At 65.5% G+C, this 22,035-nt stretch carries 19 protein-coding genes; 6 read left to right on the top strand and 13 right to left on the bottom strand.

Annotation, left to right across the window (positions count from 1 at the left end):
• Positions 1-2: 2 nt before the first annotated feature.
• Positions 3-506: an acetolactate synthase small subunit gene (gene ilvN / locus ACFI9K_RS08275; RefSeq protein WP_008717436.1), complete on the bottom strand. Its 504-nt coding sequence runs from the start codon at positions 504-506 to the stop codon at positions 3-5.
• Positions 503-2,482, bottom strand: coding sequence for an acetolactate synthase large subunit (locus tag ACFI9K_RS08270; protein ID WP_462663058.1), 1,980 nt, complete (start codon positions 2,480-2,482; stop codon positions 503-505). Before ACFI9K_RS08270 ends, ilvN begins: the two co-directional genes overlap by 4 nt.
• A gap of 236 nt (positions 2,483-2,718) precedes the next feature.
• Here ACFI9K_RS08270 and ACFI9K_RS08265 point away from each other — a divergent pair, with 236 nt between their 5' ends.
• Entirely contained in the window at positions 2,719-3,270 is a 552-nt protein-coding gene (locus ACFI9K_RS08265; protein ID WP_462663057.1) for a PH domain-containing protein, read from the top strand.
• Between the two features lie 59 nt (positions 3,271-3,329).
• Positions 3,330-5,171, top strand: coding sequence for a dihydroxy-acid dehydratase (gene ilvD / locus ACFI9K_RS08260; protein WP_462663056.1), 1,842 nt, complete (start codon positions 3,330-3,332; stop codon positions 5,169-5,171).
• 74 nt (positions 5,172-5,245) lie between these two features.
• On the opposite strand, the gene ACFI9K_RS08255 is transcribed toward ilvD, so the two are convergent.
• Complete coding sequence (locus tag ACFI9K_RS08255) at positions 5,246-6,265, bottom strand: DoxX family protein (RefSeq protein ID WP_462663055.1); 1,020 nt, start codon at positions 6,263-6,265, stop codon at positions 5,246-5,248.
• An 83-nt stretch (positions 6,266-6,348) separates the two neighbouring features.
• On the opposite strand from ACFI9K_RS08255, the gene ACFI9K_RS08250 reads away from it, so the two are divergent.
• Positions 6,349-7,497, top strand: coding sequence for a PQQ-dependent sugar dehydrogenase (locus ACFI9K_RS08250; protein WP_462663054.1), 1,149 nt, complete (start codon positions 6,349-6,351; stop codon positions 7,495-7,497).
• A gap of 56 nt (positions 7,498-7,553) precedes the next feature.
• Here the strand turns inward: ACFI9K_RS08250 and gatB are convergent, their stop codons facing one another.
• The 4 genes from gatB to ACFI9K_RS08230 all read right to left on the bottom strand — a co-directional run bounded on the left by gatB (position 7,554) and on the right by ACFI9K_RS08230 (position 12,250).
• Positions 7,554-9,065, bottom strand: coding sequence for an Asp-tRNA(Asn)/Glu-tRNA(Gln) amidotransferase subunit GatB (gene gatB, locus ACFI9K_RS08245; protein ID WP_462663053.1), 1,512 nt, complete (start codon positions 9,063-9,065; stop codon positions 7,554-7,556).
• 146 nt (positions 9,066-9,211) lie between these two features.
• The gene (locus ACFI9K_RS08240; RefSeq protein WP_462663052.1) at positions 9,212-10,243 is read right to left on the bottom strand and encodes an ATP-dependent 6-phosphofructokinase; all 1,032 of its coding nucleotides are present in this window, start codon (positions 10,241-10,243) and stop codon (positions 9,212-9,214) included.
• 95 nt (positions 10,244-10,338) lie between these two features.
• On the bottom strand, positions 10,339-11,001 hold the full coding sequence (locus ACFI9K_RS08235) for a response regulator (RefSeq protein WP_462663051.1): 663 nt from the start codon (positions 10,999-11,001) through the stop codon (positions 10,339-10,341).
• A gap of 10 nt (positions 11,002-11,011) precedes the next feature.
• The gene (locus tag ACFI9K_RS08230) at positions 11,012-12,250 is read right to left on the bottom strand and encodes a sensor histidine kinase (protein ID WP_462663050.1); all 1,239 of its coding nucleotides are present in this window, start codon (positions 12,248-12,250) and stop codon (positions 11,012-11,014) included.
• 166 nt (positions 12,251-12,416) lie between these two features.
• On the opposite strand from ACFI9K_RS08230, the gene ACFI9K_RS08225 reads away from it, so the two are divergent.
• Entirely contained in the window at positions 12,417-13,067 is a 651-nt protein-coding gene (locus ACFI9K_RS08225) for a hypothetical protein (protein ID WP_462663049.1), read from the top strand.
• Positions 13,064-14,464, top strand: coding sequence for an alpha/beta-hydrolase family protein (locus tag ACFI9K_RS08220; protein ID WP_462663048.1), 1,401 nt, complete (start codon positions 13,064-13,066; stop codon positions 14,462-14,464). Before ACFI9K_RS08225 ends, ACFI9K_RS08220 begins: the two co-directional genes overlap by 4 nt.
• A gap of 25 nt (positions 14,465-14,489) precedes the next feature.
• Here ACFI9K_RS08220 and ACFI9K_RS08215 read toward each other — a convergent pair whose 3' ends face one another.
• From ACFI9K_RS08215 to gatC, 3 genes are read right to left on the bottom strand one after another with little or no spacing between them, the layout of a single operon-like run.
• Entirely contained in the window at positions 14,490-15,572 is a 1,083-nt protein-coding gene (locus tag ACFI9K_RS08215; RefSeq protein ID WP_462663047.1) for an alpha/beta hydrolase, read from the bottom strand.
• 6 nt (positions 15,573-15,578) lie between these two features.
• Complete coding sequence (gatA, locus tag ACFI9K_RS08210; protein ID WP_462663046.1) at positions 15,579-17,051, bottom strand: Asp-tRNA(Asn)/Glu-tRNA(Gln) amidotransferase subunit GatA; 1,473 nt, start codon at positions 17,049-17,051, stop codon at positions 15,579-15,581.
• Positions 17,048-17,347 carry an Asp-tRNA(Asn)/Glu-tRNA(Gln) amidotransferase subunit GatC gene (gene gatC / locus ACFI9K_RS08205; RefSeq protein WP_222093101.1) on the bottom strand — a complete coding sequence of 100 codons (300 nt, stop codon included), beginning with the start codon at positions 17,345-17,347 and terminating at the stop codon, positions 17,048-17,050. The genes gatA and gatC overlap by 4 nt, the downstream gene beginning before the upstream one ends.
• A gap of 257 nt (positions 17,348-17,604) precedes the next feature.
• Between gatC and ACFI9K_RS08200 the strand changes: the two genes are divergently transcribed.
• Positions 17,605-18,255 (top strand): ACT domain-containing protein, encoded by a 651-nt coding sequence (locus tag ACFI9K_RS08200; RefSeq protein ID WP_222093100.1) that lies wholly within the window; start codon positions 17,605-17,607, stop codon positions 18,253-18,255.
• A 15-nt stretch (positions 18,256-18,270) separates the two neighbouring features.
• Here the strand turns inward: ACFI9K_RS08200 and ligA are convergent, their stop codons facing one another.
• The 3 genes from ligA to ACFI9K_RS08185 all read right to left on the bottom strand — a co-directional run bounded on the left by ligA (position 18,271) and on the right by ACFI9K_RS08185 (position 21,907).
• Positions 18,271-20,385: an NAD-dependent DNA ligase LigA gene (gene ligA, locus ACFI9K_RS08195; protein WP_462663232.1), complete on the bottom strand. Its 2,115-nt coding sequence runs from the start codon at positions 20,383-20,385 to the stop codon at positions 18,271-18,273.
• An 85-nt stretch (positions 20,386-20,470) separates the two neighbouring features.
• Positions 20,471-20,653: a hypothetical protein gene (locus ACFI9K_RS08190; protein WP_462663045.1), complete on the bottom strand. Its 183-nt coding sequence runs from the start codon at positions 20,651-20,653 to the stop codon at positions 20,471-20,473.
• 66 nt (positions 20,654-20,719) lie between these two features.
• A complete protein-coding gene (locus tag ACFI9K_RS08185; protein ID WP_462663044.1) occupies positions 20,720-21,907 on the bottom strand; it encodes a GGDEF domain-containing protein in 1,188 nt (395 codons plus the stop codon).
• Between the last annotated feature and the right edge of the window lie 128 nt (positions 21,908-22,035).

Here is a 22,035-nt window from a genome sequence, read left to right as displayed (position 1 = left end):
CGCTATCGCGACGCAGTGATCGATTTCGGTCCACGTCCGACGGCAACGACTCCCGACTGAACTATTTCTCGAATTCCATAGGGGTCCAACATCTTCAGCAACGCGTCGAGCTTGGAGCGCGTGCCTGTCGCTTCGACCGTCACCGCCTCGGGCGAGACGTCGATGACCTTGGCGCGGAACAGATTCACAGTTTCGATGACCTCGCTGCGAACGCTCGCGTCGGCACGAACCTTGATCAGCACCAGCTCACGGGCCACCGACGAATCGTCGTCCTGCTCGACGATCTTGATGACGTTGATGAGCTTGTTGAGCTGCTTGGTCACCTGCTCGAGCGGGAACTCGTCGACTGTCACCACGATCGTCATGCGCGAGATATCGGGAATCTCCGTACCGCCGACGGCGAGTGAGGAGATGTTGAAGCCGCGGCGCGAGAACAACGCGGCCACGCGCGCCAGCACACCTGGCTTGTCCTCGACGAGAACGCTGAGGGTATGGCTCGTGCTCACTTGTCGCTGCCTTTCACATCGTCGGTCGATGCACCGTTGGCACGCTGCGCGCCGTGCGCCTGCTCGCGGGCCATTGCCTCGTCGATCACCGCGGGCTCGACGCCTTCGGCTTCGTCGTCGTCGAACAGGGGACGGATACCGCGGGCGGCCATGATCTCGTCGTTGCCGGTTCCCGCGGCCACCATCGGCCACACCTGCGCGTCGGCACCGACGATGAAGTCGATGACGACCGGGCGATCGTTGATGGCACGCGCCTGAGCGATCACCGCATCGACGTCTTCCTCGCGCTCGCACCGCAAGCCGACGCAACCGAGCGCCTCGGCCAGCTTGACGAAGTCGGGAATGCGCACCGCGCCGTGAGTTCCGAGATTGGTGTTGGAGTAGCGCTCCTCGTAGAACAGGGTCTGCCACTGGCGGACCATGCCGAGGTTGCCGTTGTTGATGAGCGCGACCTTGATCGGGATGCCCTCGACCGCGCAGGTGGCAAGCTCCTGGTTGGTCATCTGGAAGCAGCCGTCACCGTCGATGGCCCACACCTCGGCGTCGGGCAGACCCATCTTGGCACCCATCGCCGCCGGCACCGCGTAGCCCATCGTGCCCAATCCACCGGAGTTGAGCCATGTTCGAGGCTTTTCGTAGTTGATGAACTGCGCTGCCCACATCTGGTGCTGGCCGACACCCGCGCAGTAGATCGCGTCGGGTCCGGCGAACTTGCCCACCGAGGAGATGACGAACTCGGGAGACATCGCACCGTCCGAGGGACGGTCGTAGCTCAGCGGGTACGTCTTGCGGATGCCATCGAGGTAGACCCACCACTGCTCGAGGTCGAGAGTCGTTCCGGTGGCGCGATCGGCCCGCAGAGCCTCGATCAGCTCGGTGATGACCTCGCCGCAGTCGCCCACGATCGGCACGTCCGCGTACCGGTTCTTACCGATCTCGGCCGGGTCGATGTCGGCGTGGATCACCTTGGCGTCGGGCGCGAAGGACGAGAGCTGACCGGTGACGCGGTCGTCGAATCGGGCACCGAGCGTGATCAGCAGGTCGCTGCGCTGCAGCGCTGCGACCGCGGCGACGGTGCCGTGCATACCGGGCATGCCCAGGTTCAGCTGGTGGGTATCGGGAAAAGCCCCGCGCGCCATCAGCGTGGTGACGACCGGGATGCCGGTCAGTTCCGCGAGCTCGAGCAGTTCTGCCGAAGCGTTGGCCTTGATGACTCCACCGCCGACGTACAGCACCGGCTGCTTGGCATCGGCGATGTAGCGCGCTGCCTCACGAACCTGCTTGCCGTGCGGCTTGGTGACCGGGCGGTAGCCGGGCAGACGCATTTCCGGCGGCCACGAGAACGTGGTCTGCGCCTGCAGCACGTCCTTCGGGATGTCGACGAGGACAGCACCGGGACGACCCGACGCGGCGATGTAGAACGCCTCCGCCATGATCCGCGGAATGTCCGCGCCGTCGGTGATCAGGAAGTTGTGCTTGGTGATGGGCATCGTGATGCCCGAGATGTCGGCTTCCTGGAAACCGTCGGTACCGATGAGGCTGCGTGCGACCTGACCGGTGATCGCGACGATGGGAACCGAGTCCATCTGCGCATCGGCCAAAGGGGTGACCAAGTTGGTCGCGCCCGGACCGGACGTCGCCATACAGACACCCACCCGGCCGGTGGCCTGGGCGTAGCCGGTTGCGGCGTGGCCTGCCCCCTGCTCGTGGCGCACCAGCACATGGCGCACCTTGACGGAGTCGAAGAGCGGGTCGTAGACGGGGAGAACCGCGCCACCGGGAATGCCGAATACGGTGTCGACGTCGAGTTCTTCGAGGGCTCGAACGACCGACTGTGCGCCGGTGACCTTCTCGGGCGCGACGTGACGTCGCGATCCGTTGGTCGCCGCTTCTGCGGACGGGCTGCTGGTCGACGGGCTTGCGGCCGGCCCCGACTTACGAGTCGTGGGCCCCGGGCGTGCGGTTGGTGCGCTCACTGATTGCTTCCTCAGGAATGTGAAATTGCTGGGCGATCTCTGGGCAAGAAAAAACCCCCGTCAGCGTGAGCTGTACGAGGGTGGCGCGTCGATGCGAGTTTGAACAACCGGCTCAGGCGTTGACGCGCCGGCCGATTACGAGTATCCAATTCCGCTTCACGCGCTCGACGGTAGGCGCGCGCACAGGGAAGAGTCAAACTCGTCACGACGCAATCCCATTATGTGAGATCGCGTAGATGCAATGCGAAGATGAATGGGTGTCGTCTCCGCAGCAGTCCGAACCACCTCGGCCATCATCCCACACTGTCCCCGACGCACCGAACGGTGCCGAGGGTCGGCAACCGTCGACCACGCAGGTCATTCGGCTACCGCGTCTTGCGCTGATCGGCGTGGCCCTGCTGTTGTTCAGCACCGCGCTGCCCGCGTTCAGCTGGCCCGCTGCTCTCGGCTGGCTGCTGATCCTGCCCATCGTCGCGTTCGTGTGGGTCCTTCGAGTGCGCACGGTGGTCACCCCCGACGCGATCACCGCTCGACGGTTCGTGGGCTCGGACGTGATCGAGTGGAGTTCGGTGACGGGTCTGCACTTTCCGGATCGCCGCTGGGCCCGCGTGGTCCTGACCGACAAGACCGAGAAGTCGCTGCCCCTGGTGCGGTTCGATCTACTCCCCCAACTCGCCGCGGCCAGCGGTGGCCGCATCACCGACCCCTACGCTGCGGCCGCGGCGGCCGAGGAGCAGGCTCGAGCGGAAGCCGAGGACGACGGCGAGCAGGCGTCGAAAGAGCAGTAGTCGACGGCGAGTAGCCTCTTCGATGCGAGAAACCGCTGCAACGAACGAGGACTACGCATATGCCGCCGCTACGCTCACGGGTCACCACAGTCGGACGCAATGCTGCGGGCGCACGCTCGCTCTGGCGCGCCACCGGAATGACCGATTCGGATTTCGGTAAACCGATCGTCGCCATCGCGAACTCGTACACCCAGTTCGTACCGGGCCACGTCCATCTGAAGAACGTCGGCGAGATCGTCGCCGACGCCGTCCGCGCGGCCGGCGGGGTCCCTCGTGAGTTCCACACGATCGCCGTCGACGACGGCATCGCCATGGGTCACGGCGGCATGCTTTACTCGCTGCCCAGCCGCGAGATCATCGCCGATTCCGTCGAATACATGGCCAATGCCCACACCGCCGACGCGCTGGTGTGCATCTCAAACTGCGACAAGATCACCCCCGGCATGCTCAATGCCGCGATGCGCCTGAACATCCCGGCAGTCTTCGTCTCGGGCGGACCGATGGAGGCAGGTAAGGCCGTCGTCGTCGGCGGCGTCGCGCAGGCACCGACCGACCTCATCACCGCGATCTCCGCCAGTGCCAACGACGCGGTGTCCGAGGAGGGCCTCGACGAGGTCGAGCGCAGTGCGTGCCCGACGTGCGGGTCCTGCTCGGGAATGTTCACTGCGAATTCGATGAACTGCCTCACCGAAGCGCTCGGACTGGCGTTGCCCGGCAACGGCTCGACGTTGGCTACCCACGAGGCCCGCCGTGCCTTGTTCACCCGCGCCGGCACCACCATCGTCGAGGCAGCGCTCAAGTACTACCGGGACGAGGACGAGTCGGTACTTCCCCGCAACATCGCCACCCCAGCGGCATTCCGCAACGCAATGGCGCTGGACGTCGCAATGGGCGGATCCACCAACACCGTGTTGCACACGCTCGCCGCCGCGCAGGAGGGCGAGGTCGATTTCGACCTCGACACCATCGACGCCATCAGCCGTAAGGTGCCGTGCCTGGCGAAGGTCTCTCCCAATTCCGATTACCACATGGAAGACGTGCATCGCGCCGGCGGAATTCCGGCGCTGCTGGGTGAGCTGCGGCGAGCGAATCTGCTCGAAACCGATGTCTCGACGGTGCACACCAAGAGCTTCGACGAGTGGCTCGACACCTGGGACATCCGGTCCGGGGCGGCATCCGAGGAAGCGCTCGAGCTCTTCCACGCAGCTCCTGGCGGCGTCCGCACGGTCGAGCCTTTCTCCACCAGTAATCGTTGGTCGTCGCTCGACACCGACGCCGCAGGCGGTTGCATCCGCGACCTCGAACACGCGTACACGGTCGAGGGTGGCCTGGTGGTGCTGCGGGGCAACATTGCCATCGACGGAGCGATCCTCAAGACCGCAGGCATCGACGAGGATCTCTTCTCGTTCCAGGGGCCGGCATTGGTCGTCGAATCCCAGGAAGAAGCCGTCTCGGCCATCCTGCAGAAAAAGATTCAGCCCGGCGACGTGCTCGTCGTGCGGTACGAAGGACCCAAGGGCGGACCGGGAATGCAGGAGATGCTGCACCCGACCGCGTTTCTCAAGGGGGCCGGCCTGGGCAAGGTCTGCGCGCTCGTCACCGACGGACGCTTCTCCGGCGGCACCTCCGGCCTGTCCATCGGCCACATCTCCCCCGAAGCCGCCGCCGGCGGAGTCATCGGGCTCGTCGAGAACGGCGACCAGGTTCGTATCGACGTTGCCTCGCGCACCCTCGAGATCCTCGTCGACGACGAGACGCTCGAGACACGTCGCGCGAAGATGAATGCGTCCGAGCGGCCGTGGCAACCGGTGGACCGTCAACGAACTGTCACCACGGCGCTACGGGCCTACGCAGCCTTGGCGACATCCGCGGACAAGGGTGCTGTGCGCTACGTGCCCTGACCAGACCGAAAAACATGTGAGCGGTTCCTCGTAGCCTGCTACGAGGAACCGCTCACATGGTCGTCTCGACTGGATCAGCGAACGACCGGGTTCGCCCCGTTGAGGAAGATCCAGATGCATACGCCCGCAGCGATTCCTATCGCGAGCGCGAGGAACGATCCGATACGCGGGCGGGTCGCCCAGCCGCGGCGGCCGTCGAACGCGATCTTTCCGGGTCCGGTGAGGATGATGGCCGCGGCCGCGAAGCCCAGAACCGTCTCGTACTCCACGCCGGTTTCACCGGAGAACTGCAACCCCGGCTCGGCGGCCTGCTTGAAGCACCAGGCGTTGATGATGGTGGCCAACACTGCCGCACCGCCCAACGGTGTCGCCAGTCCCAGGATCAGCAGCGCGCCGCCCAGAGTCTCCCCTGCGGCGGCCGCGATGGCCAAGATCTCCGGATAGCGAAAGCCGTCCTGCTCCAGTAGCTTCTGAAATCCGTCGAGGCCGGGACCGTTCCACAATCCGACGAGCTTCTGCAGCCCGTGCCCGAGAAACACCGCTCCGATCGTCACGCGCAGTACGAACAGTCCGAGATCGGCGGTCCCACGTCGCGCAGAAACCTCGACGGTCTCGGTCCGAACCTCGGATCGGTCCGCGACTGCCGCCCCGGACGCAGCGGCACCTGCACCCGCCGACGTGCCGAGGTACTCGGTGGAGTGGTCGGAATATGCGGCCGAGGACGTGCTGTCGGCTGCAGACGCGCCGGTGGAGGACGAATCCGCATACGCCGACGGCCGAAAGGCCTGAATCTTCTCGGTCGGTTGCGCGTCGGTCGACCTGGCATCGGAAGAACGTACTTCGCTCGAACGCGCTTCGGTCGAACGCGCATCGGACGTCGTCGAGTACGGGAAGTCGAGCTCGTCGTCGGTCCGAGGCAGTCGGTCCGAACGCTGGGCACCGAACGCAGCAGTCGGTGAGCCGGAGCTGCCCGCCGCAGTTGTACCGGACGCAGAGCGCGAGGGTGGGATCTGTTCGGTGGGGTTGTCGTACGGGCTCTCGGCCGGTTCGTACGACTGATCCGGCCGGTTGGGGTCGCGCGGTGTATCGGTCACCCCTCCAGAGTAGAGCCGATACACGCCGATCCCCTTCATGGCCGCGTGGCGAGTCCGCGCCGCTGCTGCGTACCGTTCGAAGGATGAAGCCGGTCCGAGCGTCACCTCGAAGCGCCACTACCGTCGTCGTCGCACTGTCCATGACGGCCGCCATGCTCGCCGGGTGCGCCCGATTCGACGACTCGAATTCGTCGCCGTTCACTCCTGCACCCGAGGTCGGTGCCGCCGAGTTGAAACCCACGACCCCCAGTGAGGCACCGCCGTCGTCGGATCCGAATGCTCCGCCTCCGCCGTCGGGCCCCTGCGTCGATCCCGACCCGTCGGTCATCGCGACATGTCTTGACACCACCGGCGGCCTCGTCGCCCTGCCGGACGGACAGAGCGCGCTGGTCGCCGAGCGTCGAACCGGTCGCATCATGGAGGTCGCGGCCGGGCGGACGCCAACCGAAGTGGCCCGGATAGCAGTCGACGGCACCGGCGACGGCGGTCTGCTCGACATCGCGCTCTCTCCGACGTACGCCGAAGACAAACTCCTCTACGCTCTCGTCACCACGACATCGGACACCAGAGTGGTTCGGCTCGCTCCCGGCGACGTCCCCAAGGACATCGTGACCGGAATCCCGCGCGGCGCGACGGGCAATCGTGGATCGATCGATTTCTACACCCCGACCGAGCTGCTCGTCCTCACCGGTGACAACGGTGATCCGGCCGCAGCCCTGAGTCCGGATTCACTGTCCGGCAAGCTGTTACGGGTGACGTCGTTGTCACCGACAGCCGATCCCCCACGTCCGCAGATCGCACTGAGCGGAATCGGGACGGCAGGCGACGTATGCACGGACGGTGCCGGAAACATCTACGTCACCGACCGCACCGCGATCGAAGACCGCTTGCAACGCATCGACAAACTGGGCGCGGTGTTCTCCCCGGTATGGACGTGGCCGGATCGCCCCGGCGTCGCCGGATGCGCAGCAGGCGACGGCGGAGTGGCCGTAGCACTCACGACCGCGAAAGCTGTTGCGGCGCTGACCACCGACGCGACCACAGGGGCCGTCTCGGCCGAGCCGACTCTGCTGATTCAGGACCGCTATGGGCAACTGAACGGAGCAACGAGCTCGGCCGACGGCCAGATCCTGGTGGGCACGGTGAACAAGAACGGCGCGGAGCCCGGCCCCACCGACGACCGAGTCGTCAAGGTGCCCTTCCCCGGCGGCGGCGGAGGCGGTAACGACTGATCGATACACGACTGCGGCCGAGCGCGATTGCGCTCGGCCGCAGTTGTTTTCGAAGATCAGGACTGGCCGCAGGCCTCGAGAACGAGCTCCTTGACACGGGCCGCGTCGGCTTGACCGCGCGTCGCCTTCATCACCGCACCCACGATCGCACCGGCGGCTTGAACCTTGCCACTCCGGATCTTCTCCACCACACCGGGATTGGCCGCAAGTGCCTCGTCGACGGCAGCTTGCAACTTGGTGTCGTCCTTCTCCAACACGAGGTTTCGGTCGGACATGACCTGGGCCGGCTCGCCCTCGCCGGCGAGAACCCCGTCCACCACCTGACGGGCGCCGTTGTTGTTGAGCTTGCCGTCGGCGACCAATGCGGCCACTTCCGCCACCTGGGCCGGAGTGATCGCCAGATCGGCCAGCTCGACACCGGCAACATTGGCCTGCTGAGACAGGTAGGACACCCACCAGGACCGAGCAGCCTGCGGTGACGCACCTGCATCCACCGTTGCCGCAACGAGCTCGAGCGCGCCCGAGTTCACCAGGTCTCGCATCTCCTCGTCGGAGACGCCCCAGTCCTTCTGGATTCGGCCGCGTCGCAACCACGGAAGCTCGGGCAGGGTGCCGCGCAGCTCCTCGATCCACGCCGCGTCCGGAGCGACGGGTGCAAGATCGGGCTCGGGGAAGTACCGGTAGTCCTCCGCGGTCTCTTTCTTACGGCCGGGGGTGGTGGTGCCGTCCGATTCCTGAAAGTGCCGCGTTTCCTGCGTCACCTCACCACCGGATTCGAGAACCGCTGCCTGACGGCGCATCTCGTATCGAACGGCAACCTCGACGCTCTTGAGCGAGTTGACGTTCTTCGTCTCGGTGCGGGTGCCGAATTCCGTCGCCGTCTTCTTCATCAGCGACACGTTCGCGTCACAGCGCAGCGAACCCTGATCCATCCGGACGTCGGAGACGTTCAACGACTTCAACAGATCCCGGAGTGCGGTGACGTACGCACGCGCGACCTCGGGCGCACGCGCACCGGTCCCGGTGATCGTCTTCGTCACGATTTCCACCAACGGCACACCGGCACGGTTGTAGTCGAGCAGCGAGTGCGACGCCCCCTCGATCCGGCCGGTCGCTCCCCCGACGTGCGTCGACTTGCCGGTGTCCTCTTCCATATGAGCGCGCTCGATCTCGACGCGGAAGGTACTGCCGTCGTCGAGCAGAACGTCGAGGTAACCCTCGGTGGCGATGGGCTCGTCGTACTGCGAAATCTGATAGTTCTTCGGCTGATCCGGATAGAAGTAGTTCTTGCGCGCGAACCGACCCCATGGAGTGATCGAGCAATTGAGCGCCAACCCGATCCGGATCGCGGATTCCACGGCAGCGGCATTGACCACCGGAAGCGCTCCGGGAAGGCTCAGGCACACCGGGCACACCTGCGTGTTGGGCTCGGCACCGAACGCGGTGGGGCAACCACAGAACATCTTGGTCTCGGTACCCAACTCCACGTGGACCTCCATGCCCAACACGGGGTCGAACGTGGCGAGCACATCGTCGTAATCGATCAGATCGACGGTTGCAGCAGTCATGGCTCGTAGTTTATGCATTGCCCACGACGCGTGAGTAACCACGTGTACCGGTGACCGTGCACGGGCGAGGTACACCGATGAGCACAGACTGTCGATGACCGTGTGATGACGCCGGACATGAGGTCTGGACCTCGGGCGACCGGGTTTCAGCCGAAGAACGCGGCGGCGTCGTCGTATCTGGTCTGCGGTACGCGCTTGAGTTGCTTGGTCGCCTCGGCCAAGGACACCAGGCCGATCTCGGCACCGCGCAGCGAGACCATCTTTCCGAAGTCTCCGGAATGCGCCGCGTCGGTGGCGTTGACACCGAATCGCGTGGCGAGCACGCGGTCGTAGGGAGTGGGAGTTCCGCCGCGCTGGACATGTCCGAGGACCGTGGTGCGAACTTCCTTGTTGATGCGGCGTTCGATCTCGACGCCGAGCTGATGAGCGACTCCGGTGAACCGAACGTGACCGAACTCGTCGATACCGCCGTCGAGCAGTTGCATCGAACCCTCGATGGGCTTGGCCCCTTCGGCCACGACACAGATGAAGTGCGAATCTCCACGCTGAAAACGCTTGCGTACCAGAGTGCAGACTTCCTCGACATCGAACGGATGCTCCGGGATGAGCGTCATGTGCGAACCCGACGCCAACCCGGCGTGCAACGCGATCCACCCCGCGTGCCGGCCCATCACCTCGACGAGCATCACCCGCTGATGGGACTCGGCCGTGCTGTGCAAACGGTCGATCGCGTCGGTGGCGATCGTCAGTGCCGTGTCGAAGCCGAATGTGACGTCGGTGCAATCGATGTCGTTGTCGATGGTCTTGGGCACCCCGACCACCGGCACTCCCTCTTCCGACAACCACGCGGCCGCAGTCAGGGTTCCTTCGCCCCCGATCGGAATCAACACGTCGATACCGTTGTCTTCGAGGGTCTGCTTGACCCGATCGAGCCCGGCGCGCAGCACATCCGGATTGGTGCGCGCGGTGCCGAGCATGGTGCCACCCTTGGTGAGCAACCGGTCGTTGCGATCGTCGTTGCGCAGCTGCACGCGACGGTCCTCGAGAAGGCCGCGCCAGCCGTCCTGGAAACCGACGACCGTGGAGCCGTACCGCGCATCGGCGGTACGAACCACTGCTCGGATCACCGCATTGAGCCCTGGGCAATCGCCGCCTCCGGTCAGAACTCCGATGCGCATCGATTTTCGCCTCTCTGCTTGCAGATCCGTGACGCAATGACGGTCGTCAGCCTAATCGGGTGCGGGGTGCTGCGCGCGCCGGTACCGCCCGCAGCTCACTTCGGCGTCACGACACCGGTCTCGTAGGCCAGCACGACAGCCTGGGCACGATCGCGCAGACCGAGCTTGGCCAGAACCTTGCCCACATGGGTTTTGACGGTCTGTTCGGCCAGGAACAGCGAGCCCGCGATCTCGGAGTTGGACATACCGGTGGCGATGAGTTCGAGCACCTCGCGTTCGCGGGGAGTCAGATCGCTCAGACGCGGCGACGGGTGACGGCGCGCTCCGCGGCGGGCGGTGACCTCCGCGATCAGCCGTCTGGTCACCGACGGAGCCAGCAGGGCCTCACCCGCGGCGACGACGCGCACACCTCGAATCAACTCCTCTGCCGGCGCATCCTTGAGCAGAAAGCCGCTCGCGCCGAGCGCCAGCGCCTCGTAGACGTAGTCGTCGATGTCGAATGTGGTCAGCATCAGCACGCGCACCGGCGTCGGGAGAGACGCCGAGAGGATCGCTCGTGCGGCATCGAGACCGTTCATCTCCGGCATTCGAACGTCCATCAGCACCACGTCGGGCAGCAGGCGAGCCACCTCGCTGACCGCCGTCCTCCCGTTGTCCGCATCCCCGATCACCGAGATGTCGGCCTGCGCGCCGAGGAGGGCACCGAACCCTTGCCGCACCATCGCTTGGTCGTCGGCTATGAAGACCGTTGTCACCACGTTCGCCAGCCTAGGCGAGATCGTCCGTGGTCACCGGTGCCGTCGACGTCGGCATGCTCAGGGGGACGTGTACCGCCACCTCGAACCCGCCGTCCGGCAGGGCGGCGGCTCGGAGCCGACCGTGTGCCGCCTGCGCTCGTTCGCGCATGCCCATGATCCCGTGTCCTCCGGTATCGAATTCGGCTCGTCGTCCCACACCGGAGTTCGGTGACGGGCCGTTCCTCACCGTCATATCCACGCCGGTCGAATCGACCGCGATATACACGATTACGCCGGCCTCGGGCGAATGTCGCGCAGCATTGGACAGCGACTCCTGGAGAATTCTGTACAGCGTCAAACCTGTTGTATCCGATATTAATTCGACCGGACCCGTGATGTTCCAGCGCAGTTCCATACCGGCCTTGCGGCTCGCATGGAGGGTGCGTTCGAGATCGAGTGCTGTCGGTGCCGGCGCATCCTGCCACTGCTGACCATCGCTGCGGAGTACACCGAGCATTCCCCTGATCTCGTTCAGCGCCTCGCGCGCCGTGGCACCGATCGACGCGAATTCCGACGCGGCGGCCTCGGAGACGTCGTCCAGTCGATACGGCGCACTCTGTGCCTGCACAACCACCATGGACATGTGATGCGCGACGACGTCGTGCAGATCACGAGCGATCTTCGCCTTCTCCTCGAGAATCGTGCGCCTGGTGCGCTCGAGTTCGCTGACCTCCTCCTGTTGCGCAAGTTGCCTGCGGGAGAGGACGAGCCAGCGAATCAACAGTCCGAACACGACGACCGCCGTCAGACCGACCGACCACCCGACTCCATCCGAGCCCGGCATGTACGCGAAGAACACCAGCATGCTGGCCAACCAGGCCACCAACAACACTGATGGCGGCGACCGCAGAGCGACCGCGAACAACAGCGCCAACAGGACGAGAATGTGCACGACCTGCCACGGGTAGTCGTATCCCGGAGTGCGGTCGAACGCTGCCGGAACGACCAGAGCCGCCAGAGCCGAGATCGCCCACCCCACCGCGGGATTGATTCGAATCAGCACGAACGGGAACGCCGCGAGCGCACCGACGATGGGCATCAACGGCGCCGAAACCTGATGGGTGACCGGCAGTGTCGGCCAGGCGATGGAATACAGCACAGCACCGACGACAACGATCAGCACGTCGACCGAACGGACACCGGCAATTCGTGTCGGCACCCGACGCCTTGCCGCCGAGGGCTTCGATTCTCCTGCTCTGTTCTTGCGCACGAACCGAGCCTAGGCAGTACGTGCCGACGACGACGTCATACCTGAGTATCAGTTCCGCCCGCACCTGCAGTATCGGGCCGGTCGCAGTCCGACACCCACCGGTGTTGAAGAACGGGGACCTCGGTGCGATGCTCGTCGGGCATATCGCTCCTTAGCGTCGAAACCCATGAACAGGAACACTTCTCGCATCCTGATGTGCATCGCCGCTGCGACGGTAGCGGTGACTGCGACCACCGGTGCCGCCTCGCACCCACCGTCGGCCCCTGACCGGTCCGGCCCTGTCGCGGCGGCCGTGCACGCGCTCGTCACCGAACCGGCAGACGAGGCGACCCGAGCTATCCCCGTCGACTTCGCCTCGGTGCTGAGGTACCGCCCGATCGTGCTCGACGACATGGCCGAGAATCCCCACGGGGACTGTTCCTCACCCGTGCCGCTGCCGCCGGAATTCGAATCCGCCTGCAAGGCTCACGATCTGGGTTACGACCTCATTCGGTACGCCGCCGCGACGGGCACGGCCGTCGACCCACAGTGGCGACGAGCCATAGACGCCCAGTTGGAGCGCAGAATGCACGCCGCCTGCAGCGAGCGAACCGACGATGGATCCCGCCGGGCCTGCGACGTCGCCGCGTCGGTGGCCGCGGTGGCCGTGGACGTCAATTCCTGGCGGCAGTCGTTCGGCGCACCGGTGGCCGAACCCGCACTGCCGATCACGCTGGGCGGCGCAGCCGGTGTGCTGATAATGCTCTCTGCTCTTCTGGCCGGCCGATTCCTCCGCCGCACAGGAGTATCGGTACCCGAGATCGGCGCGCACGCATGATCACCTCGGTCACCGGATCCTCCGAACGAGTCGGCAATACCGCCCCGACAGTTGCGCCGCCACTCTCGACGGGCATCCGGCTGCCGCGAATCGGAACGTCGATTGCGCTCACAGTTGCAGTGTCGATGGCGTCGGCCCCTGCACTGCTCCCCCGCCCGGCCGTCACCCAGGCACTGTTGATCGGCGTATCGACGGCGATCGCGCTCGCCGTCGCATGGCTGGCCCGGAACGTGCTCGGCGCGCGCCACCCTGCCGGGTTCGGTGCGCGAGCCTGGGCAGTAGGCGTTGGAACGCTGATCTCGATCACCGCGATGTACTCGAATATTCTGTGGCAGAACAAGATACGATCCGCGATGGCCACTCGCACCGTCGACTGGCATTACGCGGTCGACGCCATCGGTGGAGCGGCGTGCGTCGCCCTCGCCCTCTGGGGAATCGGTCTCGGAGTCCGGCGGGCCTGCACCGCGCTCGGCGGTGTGCGATCGATCGTTCTGATCACGCTCGTCGCCGTGCTGTCGTACGTTTTCGCCGTGCCCGCGCTCCCGTCGGCAGTGTCCCGTCATTTCTCGGCCTCGAACTCGGTCTCGGACGATTCGGTGATCGCGCCTGATACAACGACGAGATCAGGGGGTCCCGGATCCCTCGTTCCGTGGGGCACGCTGGGTGACGAGGGGAGAAAATTCGCGTCCGGCGGCCCTGTACGCAGCACCGTGCGCACCTACGTCGGACTCGACTCGGCACCCACGCTCGATCAGCGCGTCGCGTTGGCCGTCGCGGACATGGAACGGGCAGGGGCATTCGATCGCAGCGTGGTGGTCGTCGCGATCCCGACGGGATCGGGCTGGGTGGACGAGAACGCGGTCACCGGTGCCGAGAGCAGATTCGGCGGGGATGTCGCGACCGTGGCAGTGCAGTACTCGAACAAGCCCAGTTGGGCGACGTTCCTGTTCGCCGAGGACGATGCACGCCGGTCGGCCGAGGCCGTCACACGCGCAGTCGCCGAGGCGGCCGCCAACACATCGACACCTCCGCAGATCGTCGTGTACGGCCAGAGCCTGGGGGCGGTAGCGGGTAGCGACGCCTATTCATCCCTTCTCGAGGCGAACCCCCACGTCTGCGGAGCAGTATGGGCAGGGCCGCCCGCCGGAGACGTGAACACCGACCGCGCAACAGTCCTCGCCAATTCATCGGACCCCGTCGTCCGTTGGTCTGCAGATCTCTTGTGGTCGGCTCCTGACACTCCGGCCACCCACCACGATGCGCCGACGCCGATGTGGCTACCGCTCGTCAGCTTCGTCCAGACATCCGTCGATCTTGCCGCGGCGCTCGACGTGGGGGCCGGCCACGGACACAGATACGGAATCGACCAGGGCACCAGCATGCCGCTGTGCCGATGACCGGCCGGTGCCACCGACAACGGAGTCAGTCGAGCAATCCCAATCGTCCACCGAGCCAGTCCATCTCCTGCTCCAAGGCCGGAGCCCACACCTGCATCGAGTGTCCGCCGGGCAACTCGCTGTAGTGCACGTCCAGACCGGCGCCGGCGGCGGCCTCGAAGGCATGCTCGGTTTGCGGCCTGAATTCTTCGTCGTCGGACCCGGCGACGAAGGCACCGGCCGAATCGGGAAAACTGTGACGCGACAATAGGTTCAGCGGCGTGACACGCTCGAACCGCTCCTCGTTCGCGGGGGTATCCGCTCCGAACGCCGCGGCAACCGATTCGGCTCTCGTGCCGCGACGTTGCTCGTCCTCCCCGGAGATATCGAGAAACGTCGGGAACACCGACGGTGCAGTCACCGCGAGCTGCAGGGCGCAGGTTCCCCCGTAGGAGTACCCGCCGACCGCCCAGGCCCGTGGATCCGAGGACGCCCGGAAGTTCGACCGAACCCACTGCGGCACGTCGACGGAGAGGTACGTCGCCGCATTTCCGAGGTTCGAATCCATGCACATCGGATTGGCCTCGGTGTCGCCGAGGCCATCGGCCACGACGACGATCGGCGCAGCACCGTCGTGGCGGGCTGCATACGCGTCCATCGTCTGCATCAGGTGGCCACCCTCGACCCAGTCGACGACGTGACCGGGTTGCCCGGTGAGCAACACCAACACCGGCAGGTCGTCTGCTCCGCGGTCGTACGAGGCCGGGAGGTAGATCGTCGCGGGCCGCGCGTCGAAGTGCGACACCGTGCCGGGCACCTCGAGATCGACCAGTCTGCCGTGGCCCTCGACCGGGACCACCGGTCGATGCCCCAGCGCGAGCGCCACCGTCGGATACCGGGTGACGGTCAGATTGGTGACTACCGCTGCGGCCACCAGTACCGCTGCCAGCAGCCCCAGGGCACTGAGCGAACCGAGCACCGGGCCCGGCCTCGACCCGCGCCGAACCCGTACGACGACGGCACCGATCGCCGCCAGCGACAGCACCGCCGCCACGGTCAAGGCAGCAGTCGGCACCGCGCCGGACAGCAGCGGTAGATGAGCCAGGTCTGCAGCCCACCGATGCAGCACCTCGAATTACCTCAGTTCGCCGCGAGCGGCCTCGTACGCGGCACCGACACGGTAGAGGCGCTCGTCCGCGAACGCCGGAGCCATGATCTGCAGTCCCACGGGCAGACCGTCCTCGGAGGCGAGACCCGACGGCACCGACATCGCGCAGTGACCGGCAAGGTTCGTCGGTAGCGTGCAGAGGTCGTTGAGGTACATCGCCATGGGATCGTTCACCTTGTCCCCCAACGGGAATGCCGTCGTCGGGGTCGTCGGTGACACCAGTACATCGACCTTCTCGTAGGCCGCATCGAAGTCGCGGGCTATGAGCGTGCGCACCTTCAGAGCCGAGCCGTAGTAGGCGTCGTAGTACCCGGCCGAGAGCGCGTACGTACCGATCATGATGCGGCGCTTGACTTCCGGACCGAATCCTTCGGCACGCGTGAGCGCCATGACCTGCTCGGCGCTGTGCTTTCCGTCGTCACCAGCGCGCAATCCGTAGCGCATACCGTCGAATCGAGCCAGATTGGACGACACCTCGGACGGCAGAATCAGGTAGTACGCGGCCAGAGCGTGCACGAAATTGGGGCACGAGACCTCGACGACCTCGGCACCGAGCCCGGTGAGTGTGGCCACAGCCGCGTCGAAGGACGAGATCACACCGGCCTGGTAGTTGTCGGAATGCAATTCCTTGACGACCCCGACACGAACTCCCGACAGGTCGCCGCGAGCGCCCTCCCGCGCCGCTGCGACGACCGGACGAACTGCGGTATCGACGGACGTGGAATCCCGCGGGTCGTATCCGGCGATCACCTCGTGCAGCAGCGCGGTATCGAGCACCGTTCGCCCGCACGGCCCGCCCTGGTCGAGCGAGGACGCGCAGGCGATCAGACCGTAACGAGAGACGCTGCCGTACGTCGGCTTGGTCCCCACGGTGCCGGTCAGTGCGGCCGGCTGGCGAATGGATCCGCCGGTATCGGTGCCGATGGCCAGCGGTGCCTGATACGAGGCGAGCGCCGCCGCGCTGCCACCGCCCGAGCCGCCGGGAATCCGAGTCGTGTCCCACGGGTTCTTGGTCGGCCCGTACGCCGAGTTCTCGGTCGACGAGCCCATCGCGAACTCGTCCATGTTCGTCTTGCCCAGCACCGGGATGCCCGCTGCCCGCAGCTTGGACGTCAGTGTCGCGTCGTAGGGCGAGACCCAGCCGTCGAGAATCTTCGAGCCCGCCGTCGTCGGCATGTCGGTCGTGGTGAACACGTCCTTGAGTGCCAGCGGGACCCCGGCCAGAGCCGACGCAGGTGCACGACCTGCCGACAGTCCCGCATCGACGTCGGTCGCGGCCGAGAGTGCCTCGGCGGCTGCGACGTGCAGGAAGGCGTGCAGGTCTGCGTCGACCTCCGTGATCCGGTCGAGATGCGCCTGGGTCACCTCGACTGCACTGATCTCGCGCGCGTGGATACGGGTGGCGAGCTCGGACGCGTCGAGCTTCGTCAGGTCGGTCATTCGCTCTCTCCCAAAATCTGCGGCACCGCGAAACGGCCCTCTTCCGCATTCGGTGCGCCGGCGAGCGACTGCTCCGGCGTCAGCCCGGGAACGATCGTGTCGGGACGCGTCACGTTGACGATCTCGCTGGGGTTGGCCGTCGGCGGAACATCGTCGGTAGCCACCTCCGCCACGGCTTTGACGTGATGAAGAATCGAATCCAGCTGACCGGCGAACTCGTCGAGTTCGGCGTCGCTGAGAGCCAAACGCGACAGCCGGGCGAGGTGAGCGACCTCGTCGCGGGAGATGTCAGGCACCGCGTGGACCCCTTTCACACTGTAGGAGTGGAGCCGGACGAAACGACTCCGTATTTGTGCAGAGCGAACCGAACGGGTCCGCGAACGCCGTCCAGCCTAGTGCGGAACCTGTCGCAGGCTGCACGCACTCCTCGTGGGCGCTTCGGGTGTCAGAATTGTCACTGCCCGCGTTGCGGGACGTCGAGTACAGGTCGAAGATGCAAGGATTGCTCGCGCCGGGTGGCCGAAGTCCGCCAGAAGTCGAAAAGGAGCGTGACATGTCTTATCTGCTCCGTGTTCAACTGCCGGACCGGCCGGGCAGTCTCGGGTCGTTGGCCGTCGCGCTGGGGACGGTAGGCGCAGACATCCTCTCTCTCGACGTCATCGAACGCGGTGACGGATACGCGGTCGACGATCTGGTGGTCGACGTCGCGCCCGGTTCGCTTCCCGACACACTGATCACAGCCGCCGAGAACCTCGACGATGTCCGGGTCGATTCCATCCGGCCGTACACCGGATTCCTCGACACGCACCGCGAACTGGAATTGATCGATCGGGTCGCCGCTGCGTCCGACGATCGATTGCAGGTGTTGGTCGACGGCGCTCCTCGCGTTCTGCGAGTGGGGTGGAGCACTGTCGTGGCCACCAACGCGCACGGACCCTTCCGCCTGGTCGGCAGTTCCGGAGCACCCGAGACGCATGCGGCAGAGCTGCCGTGGTTCCCCTTGGCGGCTGCTGCAGCACTCGACGCCGATGCAGAGTGGGTTCCGCAGGTGTGGCGCGACATGGACACCCAGATCGCCGTCGCTCCGCTCGGGAACACCGGAACCGTCCTCATGCTGGGTAGGCCGGGTGGACCGGAATTTCGGCCGTCGGAGGTGGCCCGTCTCGGTTACCTCGCCGGCATCGTGGCCACCGTACTGAATTGACTCCTCCGCACCCCGTCAGTCATCCGCTCCTGCTTCTTCCTCGGCGGTAGTCACCGCCTCCGGTCCCTCGGTCAGCAGGCGCGTGAACCCCGCCTCGTCCAGTACCGGCACACCGAGCTCGATTGCCTTGTCGTGCTTGGACCCCGGCGATTCTCCGACGACGACGAACGCGGTTTTCTTCGACACCGAACCCGCGGCCTTCCCACCGCGGAGCAAGATCGCTTCTTTGGCCTCGTCGCGTGAATACGAGGTGAGCGACCCGGTGACGACAATCGACAGCCCTTCGAGATTTCGCTCGATGGAGGCATCGCGCTCGTCTTCCATACGCACGCCCGCGGCCCGCCATTTGTCGACAATGGTTCGATGCCAGTCGACACCGAACCATTCCGAGACCGCCGCCGCGATGGTGCCACCCACCCCGTCGACCGCGGACAGCTCCTCGACGGACGCCGCCTCGATACGTTCGAGGCTGCCGAACTCCCCGGCCAGCGCCCGGGCCGCCGACGGCCCCACGTGCCGGATGGACAGGCTGACCAGGACACGCCACAGTGGCTGGTTCTTCGCGACGGCAAGGTTGTCGAGCAACTTGCGACCGGTGGCCGAGAGCGCCCCTGACTTGGTCCGAAAGATCGCCGTCTTCATCAAGTCCGCTTCGGTGAGCGAGAACAGGTCGCCCTCGTCCTCGATGGCACCGGCGGACAACAAGTCCGATGCTGCCTCGTACCCGAGTCCCTCGATATCGAATCGCTGCCGCTCGGCCACGAAGAACACGCGCTCACGGCGTTGCGCCGGGCAGTACTGCGAGTTGGGGCAGCGTAGGTCCGCGTCGCCCTCCTTGGCCGGAGCCAATGGCGTCGAACACTCCGGGCATTCGGTGGGCATCACGAATTCGGTCTCGTCACCGGTCCTGGCGTCGACGACAGGTCCGAGAACCTCCGGAATGACCTCACCCGCCTTGCGAATGGTCACCGTGTCGCCGATCAGCACGCCCTTACGCTTGACCTCGGAGGCGTTGTGCAAGGTCGCCAACGACACCGTCGAACCGGCGACGAGAACCGGAGTCATGTAGGCGAACGGCGTGACCCTGCCCGTCCTGCCGACGCTGACCCGGATGTCGAGCAGAGTCGTGGTGACTTCCTCGGGTGGATACTTATAGGCGATGGCCCACCGCGGTGCCCGAGACGTCGTTCCCAACCGACGATGTAGGGACATCTCGTCGATCTTGACCACCAGGCCGTCGATCTCGTGTTCGACGTCGTGTCGATGCTGGTCCCAATAGACGACCTTCTCGACAACCGCGTCGATCCCCTGCACACGCGTGGTGTGCGTGGAGATCGGCAGGCCCCAGGCTCGTAAGGCCTCGTAGGCATGCCATTGCGAATCCGGAGTGAAGCCCACCATGCGGCCGAAACCGTGGCAGATCATGCCGAGGCGTCGTTTGGAGGTAACGGCCGGATTCTTCTGTCGAAGCGACCCTGCGGCAGAGTTCCGCGGATTGGCGAACGGCGGCTTTCCCTCCTCCACCAGAGAGGCGTTGAGTGCCTGGAAATCCTCGAGGCGGAAGAACACTTCCCCGCGCACTTCCAGCAGCTCCGGCACGGGATACTCCGCGCTACCGGTGAGGGTGTCCGGGATGTCGTCGATGGTGCGCGCGTTGAGCGTGACGTCCTCGCCCGTCCGTCCGTCGCCGCGGGTGGCACCCCGTACGAGGGTGCCGTTCTCGTACACCAGATTCAGCGCGACGCCGTCGATCTTGACCTCGCACAGGTACTGCAGATCCGGTCCGGCCTCGGTCTCGACTCGTTTGGCCCAGGCACGAAGCTCGTCGTGGTCGAACACGTTGTCCAGGCTCAGCATTCGTTCCAGGTGGTCCACGGCGGTGAATTCCGTCGCGAAGCCGCCTCCGACGAGCTGGGTCGGTGAGTCCGCAGTACGCAGATCCGGGTGCGCCTCTTCCAGATCGTTGAGCTCGCGCAACAGAGCATCGAATTCACCGTCGGACACGATGGGCGAATCGCGGACGTAGTACCGGAATTGGTGGCCGCGCACTTCTTCGGCCAGCGTCTGCCATCGCTCGCGATCGGCAGAGGATGCGGCATCGAGTTCCACACCGGCTGCGTTCTCGTCGATTCCTACTGGTATTTCCGTCGGCTCGGGCACGTCTCGAAGATTATCCGAACCCACCGACACCGAACCATCACCCGACCCGGCGCGACTAGCGACCCATGAGTCCGAGCAACAACGTCGCCGCCACGAGCGCCACCGCGCAGATGCCTGCGGTCAACGCGAAACCTGTCACGAAGGACTCGGAGTAGATTCCGCCGAGCACGGAGGCCATCACGGACAACAACACTCCGGCGGGCAATCCACGTCGCTGGGCATCCGATAGCCGATACATTTCACGATCATCGCAGAGGTCTCCGGCAAGCACGCCGGCGCACCGAGCCGAAGGCGGATCGCGGTGTCAGATCTCGTCGATCACCAGACTGTTGCCGCCGGACTGCTTGGACCGGTACATCGCGGCGTCGGCAGTGCGGGCAGCTCTACCGACGACGGACGTTCCCACGTCCCACAGGGCCGAATTCTCGTGCAGCAGTGCCATACCGACGCTGACCGTGACAGGGATGTCGTCGCGCCGGTCACAGAGCACCCGCACCATGTCGAAGCCGAGATCGACCATGCCGCGCGCGTCGCCGACCACAGCCACCAGGAACTCCTCCCCGCCGGTGCGAGCCAGGACTCCGCCCTGGTGCCGAACCAGACGGCGGAGTCGGTCGGCGACCCGAACGATCACCTCGTCACCGCGGCTGTGCCCGAATCGGTCGTTGACGGCCTTGAACTTGTCGATGTCGACAACCAGGAATGCCATGGACAGATCGCGCTTTCGTGCCAACTGCCACAGATCCAGCAATTCACTGTCGATGCCTCGACGGTTGTACACCCCGGTGAGCGGATCGAGAACCGAGCGCTTGGCATCGTTGGACAGGGTGGTCCATGCCACCTGCGCGAAGACCGGTACAGCCACCGTCGCCAGCAGCAACACCACCGTTGCCGTCGCCACCGCAGGTCCGTCGACCGCAACGAACTTGCCGTCCATCACATCGACGAGTGTTCGAACTCCGAAGCCGATGATGAACGTGCCCGTCCACACCAGGTGAGCCACGAGCAGTCGAGGGCTGAGGAAGTACGTGCAGAACGCTCCGGTGACGGCGAAGAGCACCGTACCGATCATCGATGCGAAGGGCGCGTAGAGAATCAAAACGGACGTGGTGAGAATGTCTCCGAAGGCAAGGAACCCGACGAAGAACTTCTTGCCCGGGATCGGGCCGAACACGCATCGTGCGGCGACGAGCATCTGAACGACCAAGACGAAGAAGACCCACCCGATTGCCAGCGAGCCGCGTGGACCGAGATCACTGAACAGCATCAGAATCGAGGTGAGCGCGTACATGAGGACCGCCGAGCCGAACACGACGCGGATGATTCCGGTCAGGGGACGAGTGGATCGGTGGTTGATGATCCACTCGAAATCGTGCGGCGCTCGGTACCAGTCGGAGGTCGCGGCAGCGAGTTTGGCCAACACACCTCGGCGGTGTCTGCCGGAACGTCGGAGGGAGGCGACCTCGTCGAAGTCGCGACCGCCTGATGCCATGTTCCGAACTCCCACCGATCGATAGACCCCCGACGGCCATGTGAATAGTGTCACATCTGTTCGACGTCCCAACACCTGTGGGCTGCCAGGCCGCGGAGACCGTGCGCTGTCACTCCAGGCGACTGTGC

Source organism: Rhodococcus sp. PSi06, assembly GCF_054960675.1.
The sequence above is the reverse complement of the archived record's forward strand: the minus strand, read 5'-3'. Positions and strand labels throughout refer to the sequence as shown.